Raw genomic sequence first — 22,146 nt, 5'->3', positions numbered from 1 at the left:
CCGTTTGGTTCCGAGTTGCTACCTTGCGGCTTTTGCTCGTTTCCTTGAAGCGACTCTCCGAGTTTACATGGCCCGAGCAGTGCTCGAACCGCTGTGTTTCGGAGATTGTCTGACTCGAAGATCTGATCACGCCCACGGAGAGCCCGTGTTCGTTTCGACCGAGAGGATCCTGGTCCCTCCTTGCGACCTTGGGCCGGTCGGAGGCGACTCGGAGAACATTACCCCTCGGGTCGGAGCGGCGCAAACGGTTCCGCGCATGACGTGGGTCACATCAGGTGAGGACCCGTCCGTCTCCCGTTCCCGGGGCGGCGTACAGCCACTCCACCTCCAGTGACACGGCCGCCACGGTCGCCGGGGAGAACGCCGTCAGGGCCTCGGGGCCGACGAACGACGCGGCCACCTGGGCGATGGTCGGGTTGTGACCCACCACCAGGACGGTGTCGGCGTCGGCGTCGACCTGGTTGACCAGTTCCATCAACTCGTCCACCCCGGCCAGGTACGCGGACCGGGAGTAGTCGACGGCCACATCCGCCCCCGTGTTCGGGTCCATGGCACCCAGGACCCCGTCCAGCGTCTGGCGGGTCCGCTCGGCGGTCGAGCAGATCACGTGGTCGGGGACGTGACCGAGCTCGGTCAGGACCCGCCCCACCCGTGCGGCCTGTTCCCTGCCCCTGCCGGTGAGGGAGCGATCGTGGTCGATCACCCCGTGACCGTCCTCCGCCTGCGCGTGGCGCATGAGCAACAGTGTGCGGCTCATGACGCGAGCGCCGTCGCGACGATGGCGAGCAGGGCCATGAAGCCCAGCATCACCCCCACGATGACCATCAAACCCTTCATCCCGGACAAGGCCCACTCCCTCGCTCTGGCTGTCCCCGCTGTCTGACCGCTCCGCCGGGTCCCGCACGGACGCGTCCACCCAGGTTAGGTGTGCCCCTGATGTCCGGTACCGCGCCCTCACCACACGCGGCGCGGCCGCCCGGTCGGTTCCGGACGGCCGCGCCACCTGTTCGTTCCGGCCCGGTGGCCCGGACCGGGCCTCAGGCCTGGTCGGTCACCGCGGACCGGGGCTTCGGGCGTCGCCGCCCTCGTCACCCGTGGTTCGGGTCAGCCCTGGTTGGCCTCCCCGGCGCGGGCCTCCTCCCTGCGCTCGCCGTCCTCCTTCGCCGGAGCGGCGGCGTCCCCGCCCGCGACGTCGGTGTCCTGGTCCCCGCCTCCGGTGACCGCACCACCGTCACCTGCCTCCGGGGCGTCCTTGGGCGCGGACGCACCGCTGGTCTCCGCCAGGTCCGTCTCGGTACCCGACCCACGGTTCTTCGACCACAGGACGGCGCCGACCAGCACACCGACCGCGACCACGGTCACCCCGACCCGCAGGGCGACGTTGTCCGCGTAGATCACCACGCTGGGCGCGACGATCAGGGCGACGAGGTTCATCACCTTGAGCAGCGGGTTGATGGCCGGTCCGGCGGTGTCCTTGAAGGGGTCACCGACCGTGTCACCGATGACGGTCGCCTCGTGGGCGGCGGAACCCTTGCCGCCGTGGTTACCGTCCTCCACCAGCTTCTTGGCGTTGTCCCAGGCGCCGCCGGAGTTGGAGAGGAACACGGCCATGAGCACGCCCGCGGCGATCGCGCCGCCCAGGAAGGCGCCGAGCGGGGCGTACCCGAAGGCGAAGCCGACCGCGATGGGCGCCAGGACCGCGAGAAGACCGGGGGTGACCAGCTCCCGCAGCGAGTCCTTGGTGCAGATGTCGACCACCCGCGCGTACTCCGGCTTCTCCGTGCCGTCCATGATCCCCGGACGGGTGCGGAACTGGTTGCGCACCTCCAGGACCACGCGCTGCGCGGCCCGGCCGACGGCCATGATCGCCAGGCCGGAGAAGAAGAACACGACGCTGGCGCCGATGATGACGCCGACGAGCACGTCGGGCTGGTCCAGGGAGAGGGAGAAGACGTCGGTGCCTCCGAGCCGCTCCTGGACCGAGGTGCGGAAGGCGCCGAAGAGGGCGGTGGCGGCCAGGACCGCCGTGGCGATCGCGATGCCCTTGGTGATCGCCTTGGTGGTGTTGCCGACCGCGTCGAGCCCGGTGAGGATGTCCGCGCCCTTGCCCTCGACGTCCCCGGACATCTCCGCGATGCCCTGGGCGTTGTCGGAGACCGGGCCGAACGTGTCCATCGCGACGATGATGCCGACCGTGGTCAGCAGGCCCGTTCCGGCGAGGGCGACGGCGAACAGGCTCAGGGTGATGGACCCGCCCCCGAGGAGGAAGGCCGCGTACACGGCACCCGCGATGAGCAGGGCCGAGTAGACCGCCGACTCCAGGCCGACGGAGATGCCGGACAGGATGACGGTGGCGGCACCGGTCTGCGAGCTCTCCCCGATGTCCCGGACCGGACGCTTGTCGGTCTCGGTGAAGTAGCCGGTGAGCAGCTGGATGGCCGCGGCGAGCACCAGGCCGATGAGGACCGCCGCGATCGCGATGAACCTGGGGTCGGGGTTGGTCCCTGCGTCCGCGATCTCCTGGAGGACGGTGTCGCTGACCCCGGACATCTGCTCGAAGCTGCTGGGCAGGTACCAGAAGGCCGTGACGGTGACCAGGACGGCGGAGATCGCGGCGGAGATGAAGAAGCCCCGGTTGATCGCGGTCATCGCGCTGCGGTCCCGGGTCCTGGGCGCCACGATGAAGATGCCGATGATCGCGGTGAGGACACCGATCATCGGGACCAGCAGCGGGAAGACCAGGCCCTCGGTACCGAAGGCGACGCGGCCGAGGATGAGCGAGGCGACGAGCACCACGGCGTAGGACTCGAAGAGGTCCGCGGCCATGCCCGCGCAGTCGCCCACGTTGTCACCGACGTTGTCCGCGATGGTGGCGGCGTTGCGCGGGTCGTCCTCGGGGATGCCCTGTTCGACCTTGCCGACGAGGTCGGCGCCGACGTCGGCGGCCTTGGTGAAGATGCCGCCGCCGACACGCATGAACATCGCGAGGAGGGCGGCGCCGAAGCCGAAGCCCTCCAGGACGATGGGGGCGTCGCCCCGGTAGAGGAGCACGACGAGGGCGGCGCCGAACAGGCCGAGGCCCACGGTGATCATGCCCGCGACGCCGCCGGTGCGGAAGGCGATCCGCATGGCGGTGTGGTTGTCGCTCTCCGTGCCTCCCCGGGCGGCGGCGGCCACGCGGACGTTGCCGCGTACCGCGAGCCACATGCCGATGAACCCGGTGGCGGCCGAGAGCAGCGCGCCGAGCGCGAAGAAGACCGACCGGCCGATGGCGATGGCCCATGTGTCGGCCGGGAGCAGCAGAAGGAGAAGGGGAATGGCGACGACGAAGACCGCGAGGGTGCGGAACTGTCGTTTCAGATAGGCCGCGGCTCCTTCCTGTACCGCGACCGCGATGTTGCGCATTCGCTCGGTGCCCTGGCCGGCGGCGAGTACCTCACGAACCAGCATCCCCGCGACGGCGAGCGCGAGGAGCGCGACCACCATGACGAGGATGACGAGGGTGAGGTCCCGGCCCTCCAGTGCCAGTGCCATGCCACTTCCCGTGGCGAGGTTGAGCCCAGACAATCCGTCCTCCTTGAGACGGGCACGTCCTTTTCGGCCCCTGGTCGGAGGTGCGCGGGCGATCGGCCACGTGGGCTCCGGTGCCGCGCACCGCCGTGGACGTACCGCCGTCCGAAGGCTCCTGAACTGGATCGACGGCACGCTTGCCGGGGTCGAAGCGGTGCCACCTTCCTGTGTGGTGAACGCCGCCCGCAGTCACGCACGCGCGGACGGTGATCCCGGGATTCTACGCACGGAACCGAATAAAGCAGAGGGTCGATTCGGCATTTGTCCAAGAGAGATGAAAGATGTGATCTCACGGTGATCCTGGGAATCGGATAAATGCCTTCAGTGGCATTGTTGAGCTCGCATAGGCTCGCATAATGCGTTAACTCGATGTTAACGTTAAAGTACGCATAAAGCCTGGAACATGGAAGTTGCCCCTTTGGCCTCATCCAACACACGGGACCCAGGCGCAACATCCGAACCGCGCCCGCCCCGGTACACGACGAGGTTCCACACCGCTACGCGCTGGTCCGCCCCGATCCAGGGCACGGGGTGGGGCCCTCCCCCGGAACCGAGAGGCGAAGGGAACGGTTGTCGGACCGTACGGAACTACGCTCGACGCAGCCGCATCCCGGAGGCGTCGATCCCGTCCCCCGAGGTCGCCACACCGGAGTCGAGGTCGTCGGCCAGTCCCCGCGCGAACGCCGCCACTCCGGCCACGTCCACCCCGTGGGGTGCGTCCGGCCCGAAGGTCTCGACCCGGTCCGCGCCACGTCTGAGCAGCCGGGCCGCGCCCACCCGGTTGCCGCGCTGGGCATGGGTGACGCCGACCGCCGTCTGCGCGAGGCCCCGCCACAGCTCCCGCTCCGGGTCCGGAACCGACTTCCAGACGGCTTCGAGCACCTCGTGCGCGGTGAAGGCGAAACCGCCGTCGAGCAGGCGCTGCGCCTCCGCGATGCCCTCCTCCACGGTGAACACCGCGTCGTCGGGCACCCGGTCGACCTCACCGACACCGCCGTGCGGCATCGGGCGGCCGTAGCGGTCACGCGGGCGCTGGTTCTGAGCCTGGCCGGACTCGTTGCGATCGCGGACGCCGTCCGCCCCGGGCCGGGGTTCCCTGGTCATACGTTCCTCACCGCCGTTCGCCGTCGGCGCCCCGGTCACCCGTGACACCGAGTCCACCGTCGACTTCCCGCAACCACCCTACGAGAGCGCGCTCCACCTCGCGCGGGCGCTCCTCGTGCGGGAAGTGTCCGGCGCCCGGCACCTCCACCCACCGGTAGGGGCCGCGCACGAACCCGCGGGAGGCGCGGGCCACCCCGGGCGGACACACCCGGTCCAGTGCCCCGTGGACCTGGAGGACGGGGACACCCACCGGGTGCCGCATGCTCATCCCGTACCTGAACCCGTCCGCGCGGAACCGCGACCGGAAGATCCAGCGGTGGTACTCCAGCGAGCAGTGCGAGACCTTCGGGATGGCGAACGCGAGGCGGTAGCGCTCCGCCGTCTCCGGGTCCGGCCATCCGGGAGCTGACCACGAGTCCAGGAGCTCGCCCACCCGGACACAGCCGTCGGTGAGGAGTCGGTGCTCGGGCAGGACCGGCACCTGGGCACGGAGCAGGTGCGGGGTGCCCGGCCCCCCGGAGAACAGGACACGGGCGGCCCGGCGGGGGTGGGGCGCTGACACGGCGGCCAGGGCGCGTACCACCCCGGGGTGGTGGGCGGTCATGGTCCAGCCGACCAGTCCGCCGACTCCGTGGCCGACGACGACGGCGTCAGCCGCGCCGAGCGCGCGGACCAGGCTCGCCATGTCCTGGGCCAGTCCCACGAGGTCGTAACCGCGCGGGGTCTTGTCGCTGGCGCCGTAGCCGCGCAGGTCGACCGCGACGGCGCGGTATCCGGCCTCGGCCAGACCGGTCAGCTGGGCGCGCCACGCCCACCAGAACTGGGGGAATCCGTGCAGGAGGAGGACGAGCGGGCCCTCACCGAGTTCGGCCGCGTGGAACCGGGCACCGGCGGCGCTGACCGTCCGGTGGGTCCAGGGGCCGTCGACGTAGGCGGCCGAGTCGTCCAGCACCGGGAACTATCGGCTGGCGGGTTCGGATGTCTCGCTGTCCGCGACGGTCTCGACCGCACCGTCCCTGGGCGGGCGGATGTCGCCGCGCAGGATGCCCATGAGCCGGGAGGCGGTGACCGCCGTGCGGGCCAACCCCTGGCGGCGGCGGAGGTTGATCACGGCGACCAGGATGAGGACGGCGGCGATCAGCAGGTAGAAGCCGGTGACGGTCAGGAAGGAGAGCCAGAAGGCCCACCCGACCACCTCGGCGAGGAAGAGCCCCACGGTGACCGAGAACAGGATCAGGACGAGGTGGAGGACGAAGGCCGCGGCCCCGAACTCACCGACGCTCTTGCCGATCCTGGTGGCATCGGCCTTGGCCTCGAGCTTGGCGAGCCTGATCTCCAGCCGAACGATGCGGGAGAGGTTGTCGGTGGCGTCGGAGACCAGCTCACCGATGGAACGGTCGGAGTCGCTGGCAGTGCCAGGTCGGCCGGTACCCGGCTTGTCCACCATCGTGGGGGTTCCCTTCTCTCGGTCCGTACACGTGGATGATCCTCCGCATCCTCGCACATGCCCTCCCTCCCGTGTCTCTCACGGCACGCAAAACCGGAGGCTTCGGTTTCGTCACGTGGGTGAGCGGGAACGGCGCCCCGTCCCTTCGGAAGGGGCGGGGCGCCGTGGTGTCCGGGCCGATCGGTGGCCGGGAACGCCGCGCGGGGTCGCGCGGTCGGACCGGTCAGTCGCCCTTCCTGGCGGAGGGCAGCTGCTTGGCGATCACGTCCATGATCGACGAGTCGGTCAGGGTCGAGGTGTCACCGACCTCCCGCTCCTCCGCGATGTCGCGCAGCAGGCGCCGCATGATCTTGCCGGACCGGGTCTTGGGCAGCTCGGGAACGGCGAGCAGCCGCGCGGGCTTGGCGATGGGGCCGAGCGACGTGCCGACGTGGTTGCGCAGCTCCTGGACCAGGTCCGCGGGGACCTCCTCGGCACCGCCGCGCAGGATGACGAAGCCGACGATGGCCTGACCGGTCACCTTGTCGACGGCCCCCACGACGGCCGCCTCCGCGACCTTCGGGTGGGAGACCAGCGCGGACTCCACCTCGGTGGTGGAGATGTTGTGGCCGGAGACCAGCATGACGTCGTCCACGCGGCCGAGCAGCCACAGGTCGCCGTCCTCGTCCTTCTTGGCCCCGTCACCCGGGAAGTAGAGGCCCTCGAAGCGCGACCAGTAGGTGTCCTTGTAGCGCTGGTCGTCGCCCCAGATGCCGCGCAGCATGGACGGCCACGGCTCGCGGATCACGATGAAGCCGCCCTCGCCGTCCGGGACGGACTTGCCCTCCTCGTCCACCACGTCCGCGACGACGCCCGGGATGGCGCGCATCGCGGCGCCGGGCTTGCCCGAGGTGACTCCGGGCAGCGGGCTGACCATGATCGCGCCGGTCTCGGTCTGCCACCAGGTGTCCACCACCGGGGTCTTCCCGCCGCCGATGTTCTTCCGGTACCACATGTAGGCCTCGGGGTTGATGGGCTCACCGACCGAGCCGATCACCCGCAGGCTGGAGAGGTCGTACTCGGCGGGGATCTCGTCGCCCCACTTCATGAAGGTGCGGATCGCCGTGGGCGCCATGTAGGCGATGGTGACCTTGTACTTCTCGATGAGCTCCCAGAAGCGGCCCTTGTGCGGGGTGTCCGGGGTGCCCTCGTACATGACGACGGTGGCCGCGTTGGAGAGCGGGCCGTAGACGATGTAGGAGTGGCCGGTCACCCAGCCGATGTCGGCGGCGCACCAGTAGACGTCGGTCTCCGGCTTGAGGTCGAAGACCGCCCAGTGGGTGTAGGAGGCCTGCGTGAGGTAGCCGCCGGTGGTGTGCAGGATGCCCTTGGGCTTGGCCGTGGTGCCGCTCGTGTACATGATGTACAGCGGGTGCTCGGCGTCGTGGGCCTCGGGGATGTGCTCGGTGCTGGCGGTCTCCACGACGTCGTGCCACCACACGTCGCGCTCGTTCCACTCGACGTCCTGACCGGTGCGGCGCACGACGAGGACGTTCTCGACGGCCGGGCGGTCCGCGACGGCGCCGTCGACGGCGGGCTTGAGGGCGCTGGGCTTGCCGCGCCGGTAGCCGCCGTCCGCCGTGATGACCAGCTTGGCCTGGCTGTCGTCCAGGCGCTGGCCGAGGGCGTCCACGGAGAAGCCGCCGAAGACGACCATGTGCACGGCGCCGATGCGGGCGCAGGCGAGCATGGCGACGACGGTCTCGGGGATCATCGGCATGTAGATGGCGACGCGGTCGCCCTTGGTCACGCCCAGCGAGGTGAGGGCGTTGGCCGCCTGGCAGACCTGGTCCTTGAGTTCGGCGTAGGTGATCGCGCGGCTGTCGCCGGGCTCCCCCTCCCACTGGAGGGCGACGCGGTCACCGATACCGGCGTCGACGTGCCGGTCCACACAGTTGACGGAGGCGTTGATCTGGCCCCCGACGAACCACTGGGCGTAGGGCGGCTGCCAGTCCAGGACGGTGTCCCAGGTCCGCTCCCACTGGAGCCTCCGGGCCTGCTCCTCCCAGAAACCCAGGCGGTCACCGTTGGCCGTGTCGTAGGCGTCGGCCTTGACGTTGGCGTTCTCCGCGAGATCCGCGGGCGGCGGGAAGCTCCTGGTCTCGTGGAGAAGGTTGGACAGTGTCTCCTGGCTCGGGGGAGTGCTGTCGGCCACTGTGATTCTCCTTACGTCGGCTGTGCGTCCAGCCTAATCATGTGGTCCATACCGGGGGAACAGCCGGGTCGGCGTACAGCGACCGCGTGGCGCGGGCGCGCGACGAACGGTCGGTGAACGGTCGCCGGTCCGCGACGAGCGGTTCCCGTGGAGCCCGCCCGGGCCGTGGAGCGCTCGGTGTTACCGACGCGTAGTGTTGGTTTTCGTGAGCGAATCGACTTCTGCATCCCCGTCCGACCCACTGTCCCGGATCGCCGGTCTTCCGGGGGTGAGCGACGCGGTGAACGAGACGCGGACCCTGGTCGACAGGCTGCTGGGGCACCGCGTCCTACGCCGTCGGAGCAGTGACGTGTCCATGGAGTCCTCCCTGCGGGGCGCGTGCGCGTCGGCCGCCTTGGAGGGCGCCGAGGTCTCGATGGAGGAGATCCGCGAGGGGCACGTGTACGACACCCGGATCAAGGGCGCGCTCCGTGTCGGCGGCGAGCTGGGCACGATGGTGGACACCTGGCCCCAGGCCCCCCGGCAGGCGCTGGCGCGGCTGCACACCCTGGCGGCGGCCGACGCGGTCTCCGAGGACGCCCTGGGCCGCCCCCGGCTGGAGGGTGAGCGGGTCGAGGACCCGCTGGACCTGGGTCCGGCCCCGAGCGCGGCGGAGGCCGCCGCCCGGCTGGAGGGCCTGTACGCGCTGCTCGGCGCGCGGACGAAGGTTCCCGCCCTGGTGACGTCGGCGCTGGTGCACGGCGAGCTGATGGCGATCCGTCCGTTCGGCTGGGGGGACGGGCTGGTGGCGCGCGCCGCCGAGAGGCTGACCCTGGTGGAGCGCGGCCTGGACCCGAAGTCGCTGGTCACGTCGGAGCTGGGTCACCAGACCCTGAGGGACGAGTACGCCCCCGCGTTGCGCGCGTACATGTCCGGCACCGCCGACGGTGTCGCGGAGTGGGTCGTGTACTGCTGCCGCGCGGTGCGGGCCGGCGCCCAGGACTCCCTCGCCACGTGTGAGGCGCTCAAGCGCGGTTGATCCGAGCGGAACCGAACAGCGTTCGACGAACCGTGTTCGGGCTCTCGGATAATCGCCAGTTCACTCCACTCGGTGTTTTGCCGACAGGCAATGCCGCGAACGCGTCTCATTTCGATCACGCTTGACCGTGCGCGAATGTTTCCTGATTGCTCGCGCACATGCACGTGCATGTGAACGGCACTCCAGAAGACCGTCCGGGGTGCCGTTCACGGTAGGCGGGATCGTGTTAGCAGATGCCACCGCATATAGTCCGACCTGGAGAAACTCGTCTTTCCCAAGCTCGCCCCAGCCCCGGGGGATCGGGGGTCACGCGGCTTCTCGACCCACACGTGGGAGCCCCCTCAGGGACCGTCTCCTTTGTTTGTGGCCCGGGAACCCTTCTTCCAAAAGGTGGCGGGGCGAAGTTTTTCTGTTGGATTCCCGAACCCATACTCAGGGTCTCGTGATAGCGTCTGTTCTGGAGTCGCGCGAAGGGTCGACAGCGACGGGCCAAAACTCCGGGCTACTCGTCCTAAAGGACACAAGCCGCCAATACGGACATTGCGCCCGCGAATCATCGTCGTTCCTCGCGAGAAGTACGAACACCGGAACCCGCACGGGGTTCCGCGCGTACGGACCACGCTCCGATGGACCCTTCCCCGGAGAGCGGGCCCCGGCCTGTCCCCCCGAGGCCGGAACCGAGTGGCCCCCAGTTCCCCCTGTGGGGTCCGCTCGACGACGTCCGCTCCGTCTCACCTGACGGGCCGGGACGCACGACAGCCCCCGTACGTGCGTCCCGCCCGCCGGGTGGGGCCACCGGTCCCCGACGCCCCTCCCCCGCCATCGGTCACCGCGCGGGGTCATCCACGGACATCGCCCCGGGTTATCCACAGGCGCGCACGTGTGGCTTCCGCCGCGCCCCCGCTTCGGCGAAGGTCGAAGGGACAGGTTCCCGCCCTTCCCGGAAGGTCCGATGGACGCCCCGCAGCGCACCCTGATCGCCACCGCAGACCCCGACCTCCTCGACGACCTCCTCCGGCTGGCGGCGGCCGCCGCCACCGAGGTCACCGTCGCCCCCGACCCCGAACAGGCCCTGCGCGCGTGGAGCGGCTCCCCGCTCGTCGTGGTCGGCCACGACCTGGACCCCGCCCTGCGCGCGGCCGGACCCCCGCCCCACCCACGGGTCGCGGTGGTCGCCCACGACACCGAAGGCACCCGTCAGGAGGGCGTCCACCTGCTACCGAGGGACGAGTCGGCCCTCGTCGACCTGTTCTCCTCCGTCTCCGACCGCTCCCCGGCACCCGTGGTCTCGGTGGTCGGCGGTCGCGGCGGCGCGGGGGCCAGCCTCCTCTCCGCCGCCCTGTCCCTGGCCGGGGAGAGGGCCGGACTGGCCACGGCCCTGCTCGACGCCGATCCGCTCGGCTGCGGACCCGACGTCTATCTGGGGTGCGACCACAGCGACCCACGGACCCGCACCGGCTGGGCCGACCTGCTCCGCCAGCGCGGCCGCGTGCCCTGGCGGACCCTGCGGGACGGTCTGCCCCGGGTCGGCCGGGTGGACGTGCTCACCTGGGCCCGGCGCGACGGCGGCGAACAGGGGCACCCGCTCCCCGTGGGTGCGGCACGGGCCGCGCTGGACTCCGCCCGTCGGGGCACCGACCTGGTGGTGACGGACCTCCCCCGCTGTTTCGACCCGGGGACCACCGTCTTCCTCAACCACTCCACCCTCGTTCTCGTCGTGGTCCCCGCCGACGTGTACTCAGTGGTCTCCGCCGCGCGGATGACCCACCGCCTGCGGCAGGAGACCGCACGGGTGCGCGCGGTGGTGCGCGGGGCAGGGGGCGGCCTGTCCACGGGGGTGGTCACCGCGGCTCTGGGAGTGGAGCTCGGCGCCGACCTGCCCCCGGAACCGGGGCTGTCCCGCACCCTGCGCGTGGGCGAGGTCCCCGCCCGGCACCCCCGCTCGCCGCTGGCCCGCTACGCGGACCAGGTCGTGGGTTCCCTCGTCCACGACCGGGTGGCTCGGTGAACGCCGTCTGGGACCGCCTGACCCACTGGGCGCCCGCCCGGACGACGGAGCCCCCTGCCGAGGACTCCGTGCTGGAACGGGTCCGCGACCGGTTCGTGGCATCCGGCGCGCCGGTCACCCCGGCCAACGTCGCCACCGCGATCCGCTCTGCGGGCGGCGCCCTGGGCGACCGGGAACTGCTGGCGATGACCAGGCGGCTGGCCGCCGACCTGTCCGGGGCCGGCCCCTTGGAGGAGCTGCTCACCTCCGACGTCACCGACGTCCTGGTCAACGGCCCGGACCAGGTCTGGGTCGACTCCGGGGAGGGGCTGCGCCGGGTCCGCGACGTCCGCTTCGCCTCCGAGGACGAGGTCCGCAGGCTCGCCCAGCGGCTCGCCTTCCAGGCGGGACGCCGCCTCGACGCGGCCGCTCCCTACGTGGACGCCCGCCTTCCCGGCGGCGCCCGGCTGCACGCGGTACTGCCGCCGATCGCCCCCGAGGGGGCCTGCCTGTCCCTGCGGATCCCGCCACGGAGGGTGTTCGGACTCGGGGCGCTGACCGCCAGCGGCACCCTGACCACCTCGGGCGCGGACCTGCTCCGCGCCCTCGTCTCCCGGCGCGAACCCTTCCTGGTCAGCGGCGGGACCGGAACGGGGAAGACCACGCTGCTCTCCTCACTGCTGTCCCTGGTGGCCCCCGAGGAACGGATCGTGCTCGCGGAGGACTCCCCCGAGCTCCGCCCCGAGCACCCGCACGTGGTGCGCCTCCAGACCCGCCCCGCCAATATCGAGGGCAGTGGGGAGGTGTCCCTGGAGACGCTGGTCCGTCAGGGCCTGCGGATGCGACCGGACCGGCTCGTGGTCGGTGAGGCGCGCGGCCCGGAGATCGTGTCGTTGCTGGGTGCCCTCAACACGGGGCACCGAGGTGGCGCCGGAACCCTGCACGCGAACGGGGCGGAGGAGGTGCCCGCCCGGGTGGAGGCCATGGGGTGCGCCGCCGGGCTCAGCCGTGGCGCGGTGCACAGCCAGCTCGCCGCCACCGGGGTCCTGGTGGTCCACCTGGTCCGGGACCACGGAGGGCGCCGCCTGTCCGAGATCCGGGTCCTCCGCCAGGGTGACTCCGGCCTGGTGCGGGCCGAGCCGGCGGTCTCCTTCACTGCGGACGGGCGCAGACACGACCATCCCGGCGCCGAGGAGGTGGCGGCCCGCCTGGGGCGGGGGTGGCGACGGTGACCCTCCTGGTGGTGTGCGCGCTGGCCGCCGCTCTGGCCTGGTCCGCGCCCACGGGCTGGTACCGGATCGCGGCCCTGGTGCCCGCGCGCCCGCGCCCGGTTCTCCGGTTCCCCCGGCTCCGCCCGACATCGCCGCTCATCCGCCGCGCCCTGGCGGCGGAACGACGGTGGGCGGTGGTCCAGCTCTGCCGGGTGATGGCGGTCGAGCTCCGCTCCGGGCAGCCCCCGGAGACGGCGCTGCGGGTCGCGGTCCTGGAGACCGGCCCGGTGGTCGGCGCGGTGTCGGACGTGGCCTCACTCCGCAGGGCCGCCGAACGGGAGGAGGGCCTGTGGGCGCTCGCCTACCTCGCCGCCTGCTGGGAGGTGGCGGCGGAGACCGGTGCCGGGCTGGCCGGGGTGGTGGACGAGTTGGCGGAGAGCCTGACCGAACGCGAGGAGCAGCGCGGCGAGGTGTGGGCCAGAACCGCAGGTCCGCGCACCACCGCACTGGTCCTGGCCGGGTTGCCGCTGGTGGGGATGGCGATGTCGGCGGGGCTGGGCGGTTCACCACTGGTGTTCCTGTTCACCACACCCGTGGGCCTGCTCTGTCTGGGGGCCGGGGTGCTGCTGGACCTCCTGGGCGCCTGGTGGACCCTGCGCATGGTCCGGGGAGCGGTGGCGTGAAGCCGGTCCGGCGAGGAAGAACGCGGAAGGAGGAGGCATGTTCTTCGAGGTGATGGCGGTGCTGTTCGCGGCGGGCTCGGTGTGGGTCCTGTGCGGTTCGGACCGTCCACGGGTGCTCCGGGAGGTCCTCGGCGCCCGCGTGCGCCCCGAGGGAGACCACGGACGAGGCACCGGGCTCGGGCACGGAGCGGGGCCGTGGCTGCGGATCGTCGCCCTCGTCGGAGGCGCGACGCTGCTGGTCGCGCTCCTCGGATGGACGGGCGTGCTGGTCGCGCTGGGGGTCGGCGCCCACCTGTGGTGGCGCTCCCGTCGGGGACGACGCCGGTCCGCGCGGCTGCCGGTCACCGACGACCTCCCCGTGCTCATCGGACTGCTCGCGTCGGGAGTCCGGGCCGGGGCCACGCTCCCGGCGTGTCTGGGCGCGGTGGCCGGAGCGGCACGCGGCGACCTCGGCACGGAGCTGTTCGCGGTCCGGGACCAGCTGAGACTGGGTGCCGAGCCCGCCCTCGCGTGGGAGCGCTCGGCGCTGCCCGCGCCCCTGGTGGCCGTCGGCGCGGACCTGGCCCGGGCCGCCGAGACCGGCGCCCCCGTGGCGGACCTGCTCGACCGGCACGTGCGGGACCTCCGGCGCCGGGCGAGGTCGGCGGCCACCGCCCGCGTGGAACGGCTGGGGGTCCTGGTGGTCGCCCCGCTGGGCCTGTGCTTCCTGCCCGCCTTCGTCCTGATCGGCATCGTGCCCATGGCGGCCGAACTCCTGTCGGCCGCCCTCTCCCACTGAGGAGACGGGGGCGGTGGACCCCGGTCCACCGCCCCCGCGTCGGGTCAGGGGCGCTGACCGATCTCGCTGACCCAGCCTGACCACACGAAGCCGACCTGCTCGGTGAGGAGCGGGTACTCCAGCCCGAAGTCGGCGGCGTCGCCGTAGTCGGGGTCCTGCTCCAGCACGGTGGTGTCGCGGTAGAGCAGCGCGCCGTCCTCGGCGTCGTACATGTACCGGACCTCGGACACGCGTCCTTCGTCCTCGACAGTGAAGGAGAACAGCTCGCCCTCACGGTTCAGGGTGTCGGTGGCGGTGCCCAGATAGGTCACGTCCGCGACCTCCGCGAGCACCCGCTGGACCGCCGCCTCCTCCGCGCCGGACAGCGGGCGTGACTCGTAGAGTCTGTCCGCCGCGTTGGCCACTGCGGGCAGGGTCTCGTCGAGCGGTCCCTCACCGAAGTCCGCGAGCACCTCCAGCATGCCGTCCGTGTCGGTGGGCAGTTCTGCGGGCCAGACCAGGCTCTCGTGCAGGGTGTCCTCGTGTGACTCGCTCCCCTGCTCCAGGAACCACTCGTGGTCGGCCTCCTCGCCCCCGGTCTCCAGCGGGGGCTTCGGCTCGGTGTCCAGGCGGGTGTTGCCCTTCGGGTCCTCCCAGCCGGTCCAGTCATAGGGGACGAACCGGTAGCCGTACGTCTCGTCGGGGTCCTCGTCACCGGCGTTGGCGGTGAGCAGGTGGAGCTGCGTGCCGGTGGTGGACACGAAGGCGACGTCGCCCTCACCCGGAGCCGCGCCGCGCGCCTCGGTGACATCGGCCAGTGCGGTCAGCGGTTCGGTGCCGTCGACCGGCGCGCCTCCGGTCACCTCGATGGGTTCGGGCTGCGCGGCGTAGGCGAGGGGGATGCCCGTGGGGTCGTCGCCGGGCAGGATGATCACTCCGGCGCCGACGGCGAGGGCGGCGGTGGCCGCACCGGCGGCCAGGACGGGGACGCGCTTCCACAGGGGACGGGCCATGGTCTTCTCTTCCTCCAGTTTCGCGATGGCGTCGAGACGCGCCCGCTGTCGGGACTCGGGGGTGGGGCGCGCGTCCTTGGCGGGGTCGGTGCCCTCGAACGCGTTGCGCAGGGCGGTCAGGTCGTCCACGGGGCCTCCTTCAGGACGCGGACCCGAGCGGGTGCGGGGGCGTCTTCCTTCATGTACGCGGTGAGTTTCCTTCGAGCCCGGTGCAGACGGCCGCGAGCGGTGACGTGGGTGCAGCCGACGACCTTCGCCGCCTGGCGGCAGTCGAGCCCCTCCCAGGTCACGAGCATCACGAGTTCGCGTTCGACCTCCGTCAGCCGGGCCAGTGCCGCGAGGGCACCGGCACGGTCGAGGAACTGGTCGGCGTCGTCGTGGTGGGGCGCGCCGGACTCACGCCCGAGCGATTCGGCGATCAGCCCCTGCCGTCGCGCCGTGCGCATGTGGGCGAGCCCGATCCGGCGGGCGCAGGCGTAGAGCCAGGGCAATTCCTGCCCCGGGGGCACGCGCCCCCGACGCCGCCAGGCCACGACGAATGCCTCCGAGGCGACGTCATCGGCCTGGTCGGGCCCCACACGCCGTCGCGCGTAGCGGTAGACCGCGTCGTAGTGCTCTTCGAACATGTCGTTGAAGTCGCGTCGGTCGGAGTGTTCGTCTCCGGCCCGGCCTTCTCGCATCGGCGTTCCTCCCGTTCTCTCACCCGTCTATGTCTGTGGAGGGGGTGTGTGTTCGGTCGGGAGGAGACTTTTCTTGCGGACCAGTACATGACCCGGGTCACAGGAGGCCTGCCCGTCACCGGAGGCCTGCCCATCACCGGAAGCCCGCCCCGTCACTGGAGGGCTATCCATCACTGGAGTCCCGCCCTTCACTGGCGGTGGAAGGGTACCCGTCGGGACCCGCCCACCTGGGAGGTTGGGGCCGCGCGCACCACGAGCTCCCCCGGGACCGACAGGACCGACGGGACCTGGAGCGGCCCCGTCCCCCGCCGAAGGCCCGGGACGGAGGAACCGGCCTCGCCCTGAGCCCTCGGGCGAGGCCGGGCATCGAACCGGGCGCCGGCCCGGTCACCGAAGTCACGTCCAGGCCGGACCCGATCACCCGGCGGGGCCCGAGCTCTCCCACCTCGACCGTGACGACCGCGCACACCCGTCCCCCGCCGGGGCGTGGTGAGCCGACTTCACGGGGGCAGGACCACACCTGCCCCACCGGCGGGGGTCGCGTCACTCGGGGACGGGTCCGGCTCGGGACGGGCGGCGAGCCCTACGGACCGGCCCGGCGGTCGGCTCACTCGGGACGGTGAACGGGTCAGCTCGGAAACGGGCGGCGAGCCCTAAGGACCGGCCCGGCGGGCGGTCGGCTCACTCGGGATGGTGGACGGGTCCGGCTCGGGAACGGGCGATGACCTCGTGGGGCAGGGACGAGGCGGTGCGGGACACCGTCACCTCGACGGTGAGGCCGTCCAGGTCACAGGCGTCGAGATCCGCCCCGTTGGCCTCGGCGGTCCGTCGGGCCACCGCGCAGGCGGCGTCCGCTCCCTCGTGCACGCGGGCCGCCGCCGCGAGGGCGGCGAGGTCGGCGGCGGTCGCCGCCCGGTCCCGGTCCAGGCGTGCCGTCGAGGTGAGCAGCACGGCGTGGACCAGGAACCAGAGGACGAGACTGAGCGAGATCCACCAGACCGTCGCGGAGCCCGCGTCCGCCGAACCCGGCGCCCCCGGTCCCCGTCCGCGCGGAGCAGGCCCCGGGGCGGGCGACCGTCCCATCGGGCCGGGAACCTCCGGGGCCGCCGCGGAACCCCGGCTCACCGCCCGTGCGCTTCCAGGGGGACCGCGGCGTCGGCGCCGACGCTGATCGGCGGGGCTCGGAGCGGACCGATCCGGAGTTCGGCTCTGACGGTGACCCGGGCCGTGCCGTCTCCTTCGGAGAACTCCACGCCGGCCTCCTCCGGCGCGGCCGACAGGGCCAGGGACCGGGCCCGTTCGGGCGGTTCCCCACGGGCCAGGGCCCGGGCCCCGATCCGGGCCGCGTCGGCACAGGAGAGTCGGGCCTCGGCGGCGGCGATCCCGCCGAGGGCGACGGCCAGCACGAGCATGAGGGTGGGAAGCAGCATGGCGGCCTCCATCGTCACGGAGCCGCGGTCAGTGGCGGGGCTGGAGGGCATCGACGAACACCGTGGTGAGCGCGGCCGAGACGGGTTCGCTGGTGGCGATGAGGTAGAGCACCCCCGCGATGGCGACGGCGGCGATCGTGCCGACCGCGTACTCGGCGGTGCTCATGCCGCGGTCGAGGGTGGACGTCGGGAAAGAGAACATCGGGCCTCCCGGGTGGTCCGGGAGGAGTGGGTTCCGCCCGGTCCTTCCAGAGTGCGGTGACGTCCGGCGGAGGGGAAGGCGTCGTCCCCGGCCTGTGGACAACTCAGCTCCCGGCGCCCAGGACCTCGTCGAGGAGGCGGAGGGCCCCGGACTTGCTCAGGGGCTCGTTGCCGGTCCCGCACTTGGGCGACTGGATGCACGAGGGGCAGCCCTGTTCGCACTCGCAGTCCGCGATCGCCGCGCGGGTGGCGGTGAGCCACTCGCGGGCCGCCGCGTGGCCGCGTTCCGCGAACCCGGCGCCGCCCTCGTAGCCGTCGTAGACGAAGACCGTCAGCTTCCCCGTGTCGGCGTGCACGGCGGTGGACACCCCGCCGATGTCCCAACGGTCGCAGGTGGCGAGCAGGGGCAGCAGGCCGATCGCCGCGTGCTCGGCGGCGTGCGCGGCGCCGAGGAGGGGGACGTCCTCCCCGCGCAGCCGGTCCTCGCCCTCGCGGGGCAGCGTCCACCACACCGCGCGGGTCTGGAGGGTGCGCTCGGGCATCTCCAGGGACTGCTCCCCCAGGACCGAGCCGGTGCGCACGTCCCGTTTGAGGAAGCCCACCACCTGCCGGACCACCTCGACCTCCCCGAAGCAGACCGACGCCCCGCTGGGCCAGGTCTCCTCGCGGAGCACCGACCGCACGGAGATGTCCGTGGTGTCCCGCGCCCAGGTGCTGTAGGGCGGTTCGGCGGCGTGCACCAGGGCCACGCCCTCGTCCAGGTCGAGGTCGTCGACCAGGTAGGTGGCGCCCCGGTGGAGGTAGACCGCCCCCGTGTGGACGGTGCCGTGCGCGGCCGCCTCGTCGATCTCCCCGAGCAGCAGCCCGCTGGCGGTGTCGACGATCTGGACCGGCGGCCCGCCCGCGCCCCGAATATCGGCCAGGTCACTTGCTTGTTCGTGACTCGTCCAGAACCAGCCCCTGGGGCGCTTCCTCAGTAGTCCCCGGTCCACGAGTTCCGCGAGTTGGCCCTCGGTGGTCTCACCGAACAGGGCGAGGTCCTCCCGCGTGATCGGGAGCTCCTGGGCGGCCGCGCACAGGTGCGGGCCGAGGATGTGCGGGTTTTCCGGATCGAGGACGGTGGCCTCCACCGAACGGCCGAAAATGGCCTCCGGGTGGTGGGCCAGGTAGGTGTCCAGGGGGTCGTCCCGCGCGATGAAGACCGCCAGGGCGTCCTCACCGCGCCGTCCGGCCCGGCCCGCCTGCTGCCACAGGGACGCGAGCGTGCCCGGCCAACCGGCGATGAGCACGGCGTCCAGCCCGCTGATGTCCACACCCAGTTCCAGGGCGTTCGTGCTGGCCAGACCGAGGAGCTCCCCCGTGCGCAGGGCCTCCTCCAGTTCACGCCGCTCGCTCGCCAGGTACCCGCCCCGGTACGCCGCGACCCGCCCTGCCAGATCGTGCTCGCCGTTCTCGGTGAGCATCCGCTGGGCGTTCATCGCGACCACCTCGGCCCCCTGACGCGAACGCACGAAGACCAGCGTCCTGACTCCGTCTCGGACCAGGTCGACCAGCATCTCGGCGGCCTGGGAGGGCGCGGTGCGGCGCACCGGGGCTCCGTTCTCGCCGGTGAGGTCGGTGAGCTCGGGCTCGACCAGGGCCACGGACATCCCGGGCCGGGGCGAGCCGTCCTCGCTCACGGCGGTGACCGGGACCCCGGTCAGCCGGGTCGCGCTCTCGGCGGGTGAGCCCGAGGTGGCCGAGGCCAGGACGAACACCGGCTCCGAACGGTAGCGGGCGCACACCCTGCGCAGACGCCGCAGGATCTGGGCCACGTGCGAGCCGAAGACCCCCCGGTACCGGTGCGCCTCGTCGATCACCACGTAGCGGAGCCGCCGCAGGAACCTCGACCACGCCCCGTGCCGGGGCAGGATGCCGTGGTGGAGCATGTCCGGATTGGTCAGGACGTAGTTCCCGTGCTCGCGCACCCAGGAGCGTTCCTCGGGGGTGGTGTCGCCGTCGTAGACGGCCGCGCGCATGGCCGAAAGTCCCAGGTCCGTAATCCATCTGAGCTGGTCCTGGGAAAGCGCTTTCGTAGGAGAGAGGTAGAGCACCGTCCCGCCTGAGTCAATCGCGTCCACAGCGGGCATAAGGAAGCCAAGCGACTTCCCCGAGGCTGTACCCGTGGCTATGATCACATCACGGCCCGAGCGTGCGAGGTCGGCGGCGGCTGCCTGGTGGGACCACGGACCCGTGATCCCCCGTTCGGCCAGTCGTTCGACCAGGTGGGGGCCTGTCCAGTCCGGCCAGTCCCCACTCACTCCCGCGTTGCGGGCCACATGCTCGATATGGGTGACCTGCGGGTATCGGGTGTCGTCACGCCACACACCGGGGAGCGCGGGCTCCGATCGCCTCATCGAGTCCCCTCCTCACTGGACACGTTCACGAGTCGTGGGCCCTCGTTCCGAGACGCGGGGCACCGCTCGACGTCGGTTTCAGTGTGACATCCGGGGTAGGAGTGGCGCGGGGTCGCCGTTTTTCCGTGCATGACGGACGGACATTCGCGACACCCGTGGTTGAATGCGTGCTGGTGGGGTAACGCCCGGCAGAGATACTTCGCGATATTTCGCGGTTCGGCGCTGGAGGACTTGTGGATTTGAAGCTTGATCACTACACCGAGGGCGACACCGAGATCGTCGTCGTTGAGGGTGAGATCGATGTCTATACCGCGCCCCGGCTCCGCGAGCTGCTGATCGACCTGGTCAACAAGGGCAACTTCCACCTCGTGGTGAACATGGAGAAGGTGGAGTTCCTGGACTCGACGGGCCTCGGTGTGCTTGTGGGCGGGTTGAAGCGGGTCCGTGCCCACGACGGGACGCTGGACCTGGTCTGCACCCAGGAGCGGATTCTGAAGATCTTCCGGATCACCGGACTGACCAAGGTGTTCGGTATCCACAGCTCGGTGCAGGAAGCCATCGACAAGCGTTCGTCGAAGTAACCCAGAGCGAGCGATGGCAACCATCACGCTCACGATCAGCGCGCTCCCGGCCCACGTGCGCACGGCCCGGCTCATGGCCGCGACCGTCGCACGTCGGGCGGGTATCGCCGCCTCCGCGATCGACGAGATCAGGCTGGCGGTCGGTGAGGCCTGTTCACGGGCGGTCGCGGCGCACAAGCTGCACTGCCCCACAGAGCCGATCCTGCTCCAGCTGATCGACGGCAGCGGACCCGATCCGGTGACGGACCCCCGGGCCGACGCCCCGAACCCGACGCCGCACTCCAACGGGAGCGCGACACGACGGTTCGAGGTGGTCGTCTCCGACCGTGCCCCCGCGAAGGACACCGAGGAGACGACCCACCTGGAGCCGTTGCTCGACGGCCTCTTCCTCGACGGAGAGGACACCCCTCCCGGCGGGATCTCCGGTTTCTCCCCCGGCCTCGGCCTGGCGGTGATCACCGGCCTCGCTGACGAGGTCAGCATCGAACCCGAGGAGTCGGGCACGGTGGTCCGGATGAGCTGGCCGATCCAGACGGACCAGACCCAGAACCCGAGCTCGAACTAGACGTCAACGTCACGAGGGGGCGCCTCCCGCACGGGAGGCGCCCCCTCGTCGTTCCCGGGTCTGGGACCGGTGGCCCCGGGGGCCCGGGACCGGTGATCAGTCGTCCGGTCCCGGGTGCCCCGTGGCTCAGTCGCAGGTCTGGGAGGAGACCTCCGCGGTGGCGGTCAGCCCCTCCTCCGCGTTGGCCGCGACCTCGTCCGCGGTCAGCACGTACCCGGTCTCGTCCTCGTTGGTGGCCGCGGCGAACACCACGCCGTACACGGTGCCGTCGGGCGCCAGCAGCGGGCCGCCGGAGTTGCCCGGGCGCACCACCGCGCGCACCTGGTAGATCTCCCGGCTCACCTGCTGGGAGTGGTAGAAGTCCGAGCCCTGCGCGGTCTGCTTGGCGCGGATGCGGGCGGGGACGGCGGTGAACCCGCTGTTGCGCGGGAACCCGGCCACGACCGCGTCGTCGCCCTGGGCCGCCTCACCGTTGAAGTCCAGGGGCTCCAGGTCCATCCCTGGCACGTGCAGCACGGCCAGGTCCTGCTGGGCGTCGAAGAGCACCAGGGTGGCCTCCAGCTGGTGCCCGTCGCGGGTGACCACGCGCAGGTCCTCGGTGACCCCGGCGACCACGTGGGCGTTGGTCATGATGCGGTCCTGAGCGTAGGCGAAGCCGGTGCCCTCCACCCTCCGCTGGCACGAGGGGGCGGTGCCCAGCACCTTGACCACGCTGCGGCTGGACTCGATGAGCTCCGGGGTCGTGAGGACGTCGGGGTCCGGCGGTTCCACCTCCGCGAGCTCACCGGTGCCCAGACCGCTGAACACCTGCGGGAAGGCGCTCTGGTCCACCACCCGCCGGAAGGTCGAGAAGCCCTGGTGGGCGGCGTCCGGCATCAGCGCGTCCACCGACTGGAGGATGCGCGACTCCTTGACCTGCTGCGACACGTACGGCAGGGCGGAGTTGGCCACCGTGCTGCCGATGAACCAGGCGACCAGGAGCACCGAGATCCCGCTGACCACGGCGCCGCCGAGCGCGTCCACGACGCGTGCCGAGTCCCAGGTGACCTTGTTGCGCACCATGGTGCCCAGATAGGACGCGAGGAACTGGCCCAGGGCGGCGGACAGGAACACCACGGCGATGGCCAGCAGCGCCTGCCGACCGGGGTCGGCCACCCAGTCCTGGATGAGCCCCGGAGCGGTGAGCGCCGCGACGATCCCCCCGCCGATGAAGCCGACGAAGCTGAAGACGCCGACGATGAATCCCTGCCGGTACCCCGTCACCGCGAAGAGCAGCAACAGGATGACCAGAACCGCGTCGAGCACGGAT

The 22,146-nt window shown here is 71.6% G+C and carries 20 protein-coding genes; 7 read left to right on the top strand and 13 right to left on the bottom strand.

Annotation, left to right across the window (positions count from 1 at the left end):
* Positions 1 to 271 precede the first annotated feature (271 nt).
* The 6 genes from ACRWK8_RS15620 to acs form a co-directional block, all read right to left on the bottom strand.
* On the bottom strand, positions 272 to 757 hold the full coding sequence (locus ACRWK8_RS15620) for a SixA phosphatase family protein (protein WP_378743434.1): 486 nt from the start codon (positions 755 to 757) through the stop codon (positions 272 to 274).
* A 347-nt stretch (positions 758 to 1,104) separates the two neighbouring features.
* Positions 1,105 to 3,534, bottom strand: coding sequence for a sodium-translocating pyrophosphatase (locus ACRWK8_RS15615; RefSeq protein ID WP_378743433.1), 2,430 nt, complete (start codon positions 3,532 to 3,534; stop codon positions 1,105 to 1,107).
* 624 nt (positions 3,535 to 4,158) lie between these two features.
* Complete coding sequence (locus tag ACRWK8_RS15610) at positions 4,159 to 4,674, bottom strand: DUF309 domain-containing protein (RefSeq protein WP_378743432.1); 516 nt, start codon at positions 4,672 to 4,674, stop codon at positions 4,159 to 4,161.
* Between the two features lie 7 nt (positions 4,675 to 4,681).
* Positions 4,682 to 5,626 carry an alpha/beta fold hydrolase gene (locus tag ACRWK8_RS15605; protein ID WP_378743431.1) on the bottom strand — a complete coding sequence of 315 codons (945 nt, stop codon included), beginning with the start codon at positions 5,624 to 5,626 and terminating at the stop codon, positions 4,682 to 4,684.
* A gap of 6 nt (positions 5,627 to 5,632) precedes the next feature.
* Complete coding sequence (locus ACRWK8_RS15600; protein ID WP_378743430.1) at positions 5,633 to 6,121, bottom strand: phage holin family protein; 489 nt, start codon at positions 6,119 to 6,121, stop codon at positions 5,633 to 5,635.
* A gap of 223 nt (positions 6,122 to 6,344) precedes the next feature.
* On the bottom strand, positions 6,345 to 8,315 hold the full coding sequence (acs, locus tag ACRWK8_RS15595; RefSeq protein ID WP_431871116.1) for an acetate--CoA ligase: 1,971 nt from the start codon (positions 8,313 to 8,315) through the stop codon (positions 6,345 to 6,347).
* Positions 8,316 to 8,520: 205 nt separating this feature from the next.
* On the opposite strand from acs, the gene ACRWK8_RS15590 reads away from it, so the two are divergent.
* The 5 genes from ACRWK8_RS15590 (at position 8,521) to ACRWK8_RS15570 (ending at position 13,992) form a co-directional block, all read left to right on the top strand.
* Positions 8,521 to 9,333 (top strand): Fic family protein, encoded by an 813-nt coding sequence (locus ACRWK8_RS15590; protein WP_378743428.1) that lies wholly within the window; start codon positions 8,521 to 8,523, stop codon positions 9,331 to 9,333.
* 952 nt (positions 9,334 to 10,285) lie between these two features.
* Entirely contained in the window at positions 10,286 to 11,341 is a 1,056-nt protein-coding gene (gene ssd, locus ACRWK8_RS15585) for a septum site-determining protein Ssd (RefSeq protein ID WP_378743427.1), read from the top strand.
* A gap of 17 nt (positions 11,342 to 11,358) precedes the next feature.
* A complete protein-coding gene (locus ACRWK8_RS15580; RefSeq protein ID WP_431871132.1) occupies positions 11,359 to 12,552 on the top strand; it encodes a TadA family conjugal transfer-associated ATPase in 1,194 nt (397 codons plus the stop codon).
* Complete coding sequence (locus ACRWK8_RS15575; protein WP_378743426.1) at positions 12,540 to 13,214, top strand: type II secretion system F family protein; 675 nt, start codon at positions 12,540 to 12,542, stop codon at positions 13,212 to 13,214. Before ACRWK8_RS15580 ends, ACRWK8_RS15575 begins: the two co-directional genes overlap by 13 nt.
* A gap of 37 nt (positions 13,215 to 13,251) precedes the next feature.
* On the top strand, positions 13,252 to 13,992 hold the full coding sequence (locus tag ACRWK8_RS15570; RefSeq protein ID WP_431871113.1) for a type II secretion system F family protein: 741 nt from the start codon (positions 13,252 to 13,254) through the stop codon (positions 13,990 to 13,992).
* A 44-nt stretch (positions 13,993 to 14,036) separates the two neighbouring features.
* On the opposite strand, the gene ACRWK8_RS15565 is transcribed toward ACRWK8_RS15570, so the two are convergent.
* The 6 genes from ACRWK8_RS15565 to ACRWK8_RS15540 form a co-directional block, all read right to left on the bottom strand.
* On the bottom strand, positions 14,037 to 15,113 hold the full coding sequence (locus ACRWK8_RS15565) for a CU044_5270 family protein (protein ID WP_431871111.1): 1,077 nt from the start codon (positions 15,111 to 15,113) through the stop codon (positions 14,037 to 14,039).
* A complete protein-coding gene (locus ACRWK8_RS15560; protein ID WP_378743422.1) occupies positions 15,101 to 15,664 on the bottom strand; it encodes an RNA polymerase sigma factor in 564 nt (187 codons plus the stop codon). The genes ACRWK8_RS15565 and ACRWK8_RS15560 overlap by 13 nt, the downstream gene beginning before the upstream one ends.
* A 681-nt stretch (positions 15,665 to 16,345) precedes the next feature.
* Positions 16,346 to 16,747, bottom strand: a complete 402-nt coding sequence (locus tag ACRWK8_RS15555) for an Rv3654c family TadE-like protein (RefSeq protein WP_431871109.1) — start codon at positions 16,745 to 16,747, stop codon at positions 16,346 to 16,348.
* A gap of 38 nt (positions 16,748 to 16,785) precedes the next feature.
* Positions 16,786 to 17,145, bottom strand: a complete 360-nt coding sequence (locus ACRWK8_RS15550) for a TadE family type IV pilus minor pilin (RefSeq protein WP_431871107.1) — start codon at positions 17,143 to 17,145, stop codon at positions 16,786 to 16,788.
* Entirely contained in the window at positions 17,123 to 17,296 is a 174-nt protein-coding gene (locus ACRWK8_RS15545; protein WP_378743416.1) for a DUF4244 domain-containing protein, read from the bottom strand. The genes ACRWK8_RS15550 and ACRWK8_RS15545 overlap by 23 nt, the downstream gene beginning before the upstream one ends.
* A 103-nt stretch (positions 17,297 to 17,399) precedes the next feature.
* A complete protein-coding gene (locus ACRWK8_RS15540; protein ID WP_431871104.1) occupies positions 17,400 to 19,691 on the bottom strand; it encodes a DEAD/DEAH box helicase in 2,292 nt (763 codons plus the stop codon).
* A gap of 233 nt (positions 19,692 to 19,924) precedes the next feature.
* Between ACRWK8_RS15540 and ACRWK8_RS15535 the strand changes: the two genes are divergently transcribed.
* Entirely contained in the window at positions 19,925 to 20,272 is a 348-nt protein-coding gene (locus tag ACRWK8_RS15535) for an STAS domain-containing protein (protein WP_026119772.1), read from the top strand.
* A 13-nt stretch (positions 20,273 to 20,285) separates the two neighbouring features.
* Positions 20,286 to 20,837: an ATP-binding protein gene (locus ACRWK8_RS15530; RefSeq protein ID WP_378743411.1), complete on the top strand. Its 552-nt coding sequence runs from the start codon at positions 20,286 to 20,288 to the stop codon at positions 20,835 to 20,837.
* A gap of 126 nt (positions 20,838 to 20,963) precedes the next feature.
* On the opposite strand, the gene ACRWK8_RS15525 is transcribed toward ACRWK8_RS15530, so the two are convergent.
* Complete coding sequence (locus ACRWK8_RS15525; RefSeq protein WP_431871101.1) at positions 20,964 to 22,142, bottom strand: MarP family serine protease; 1,179 nt, start codon at positions 22,140 to 22,142, stop codon at positions 20,964 to 20,966.
* Positions 22,143 to 22,146: the final 4 nt, after the last annotated feature.

Source organism: Nocardiopsis eucommiae (genome assembly GCF_965344335.1).
GTDB lineage: Bacteria > Actinomycetota > Actinomycetes > Streptosporangiales > Streptosporangiaceae > Nocardiopsis > Nocardiopsis eucommiae.
This window is presented reverse-complemented; position numbering and strand designations above follow the sequence as displayed.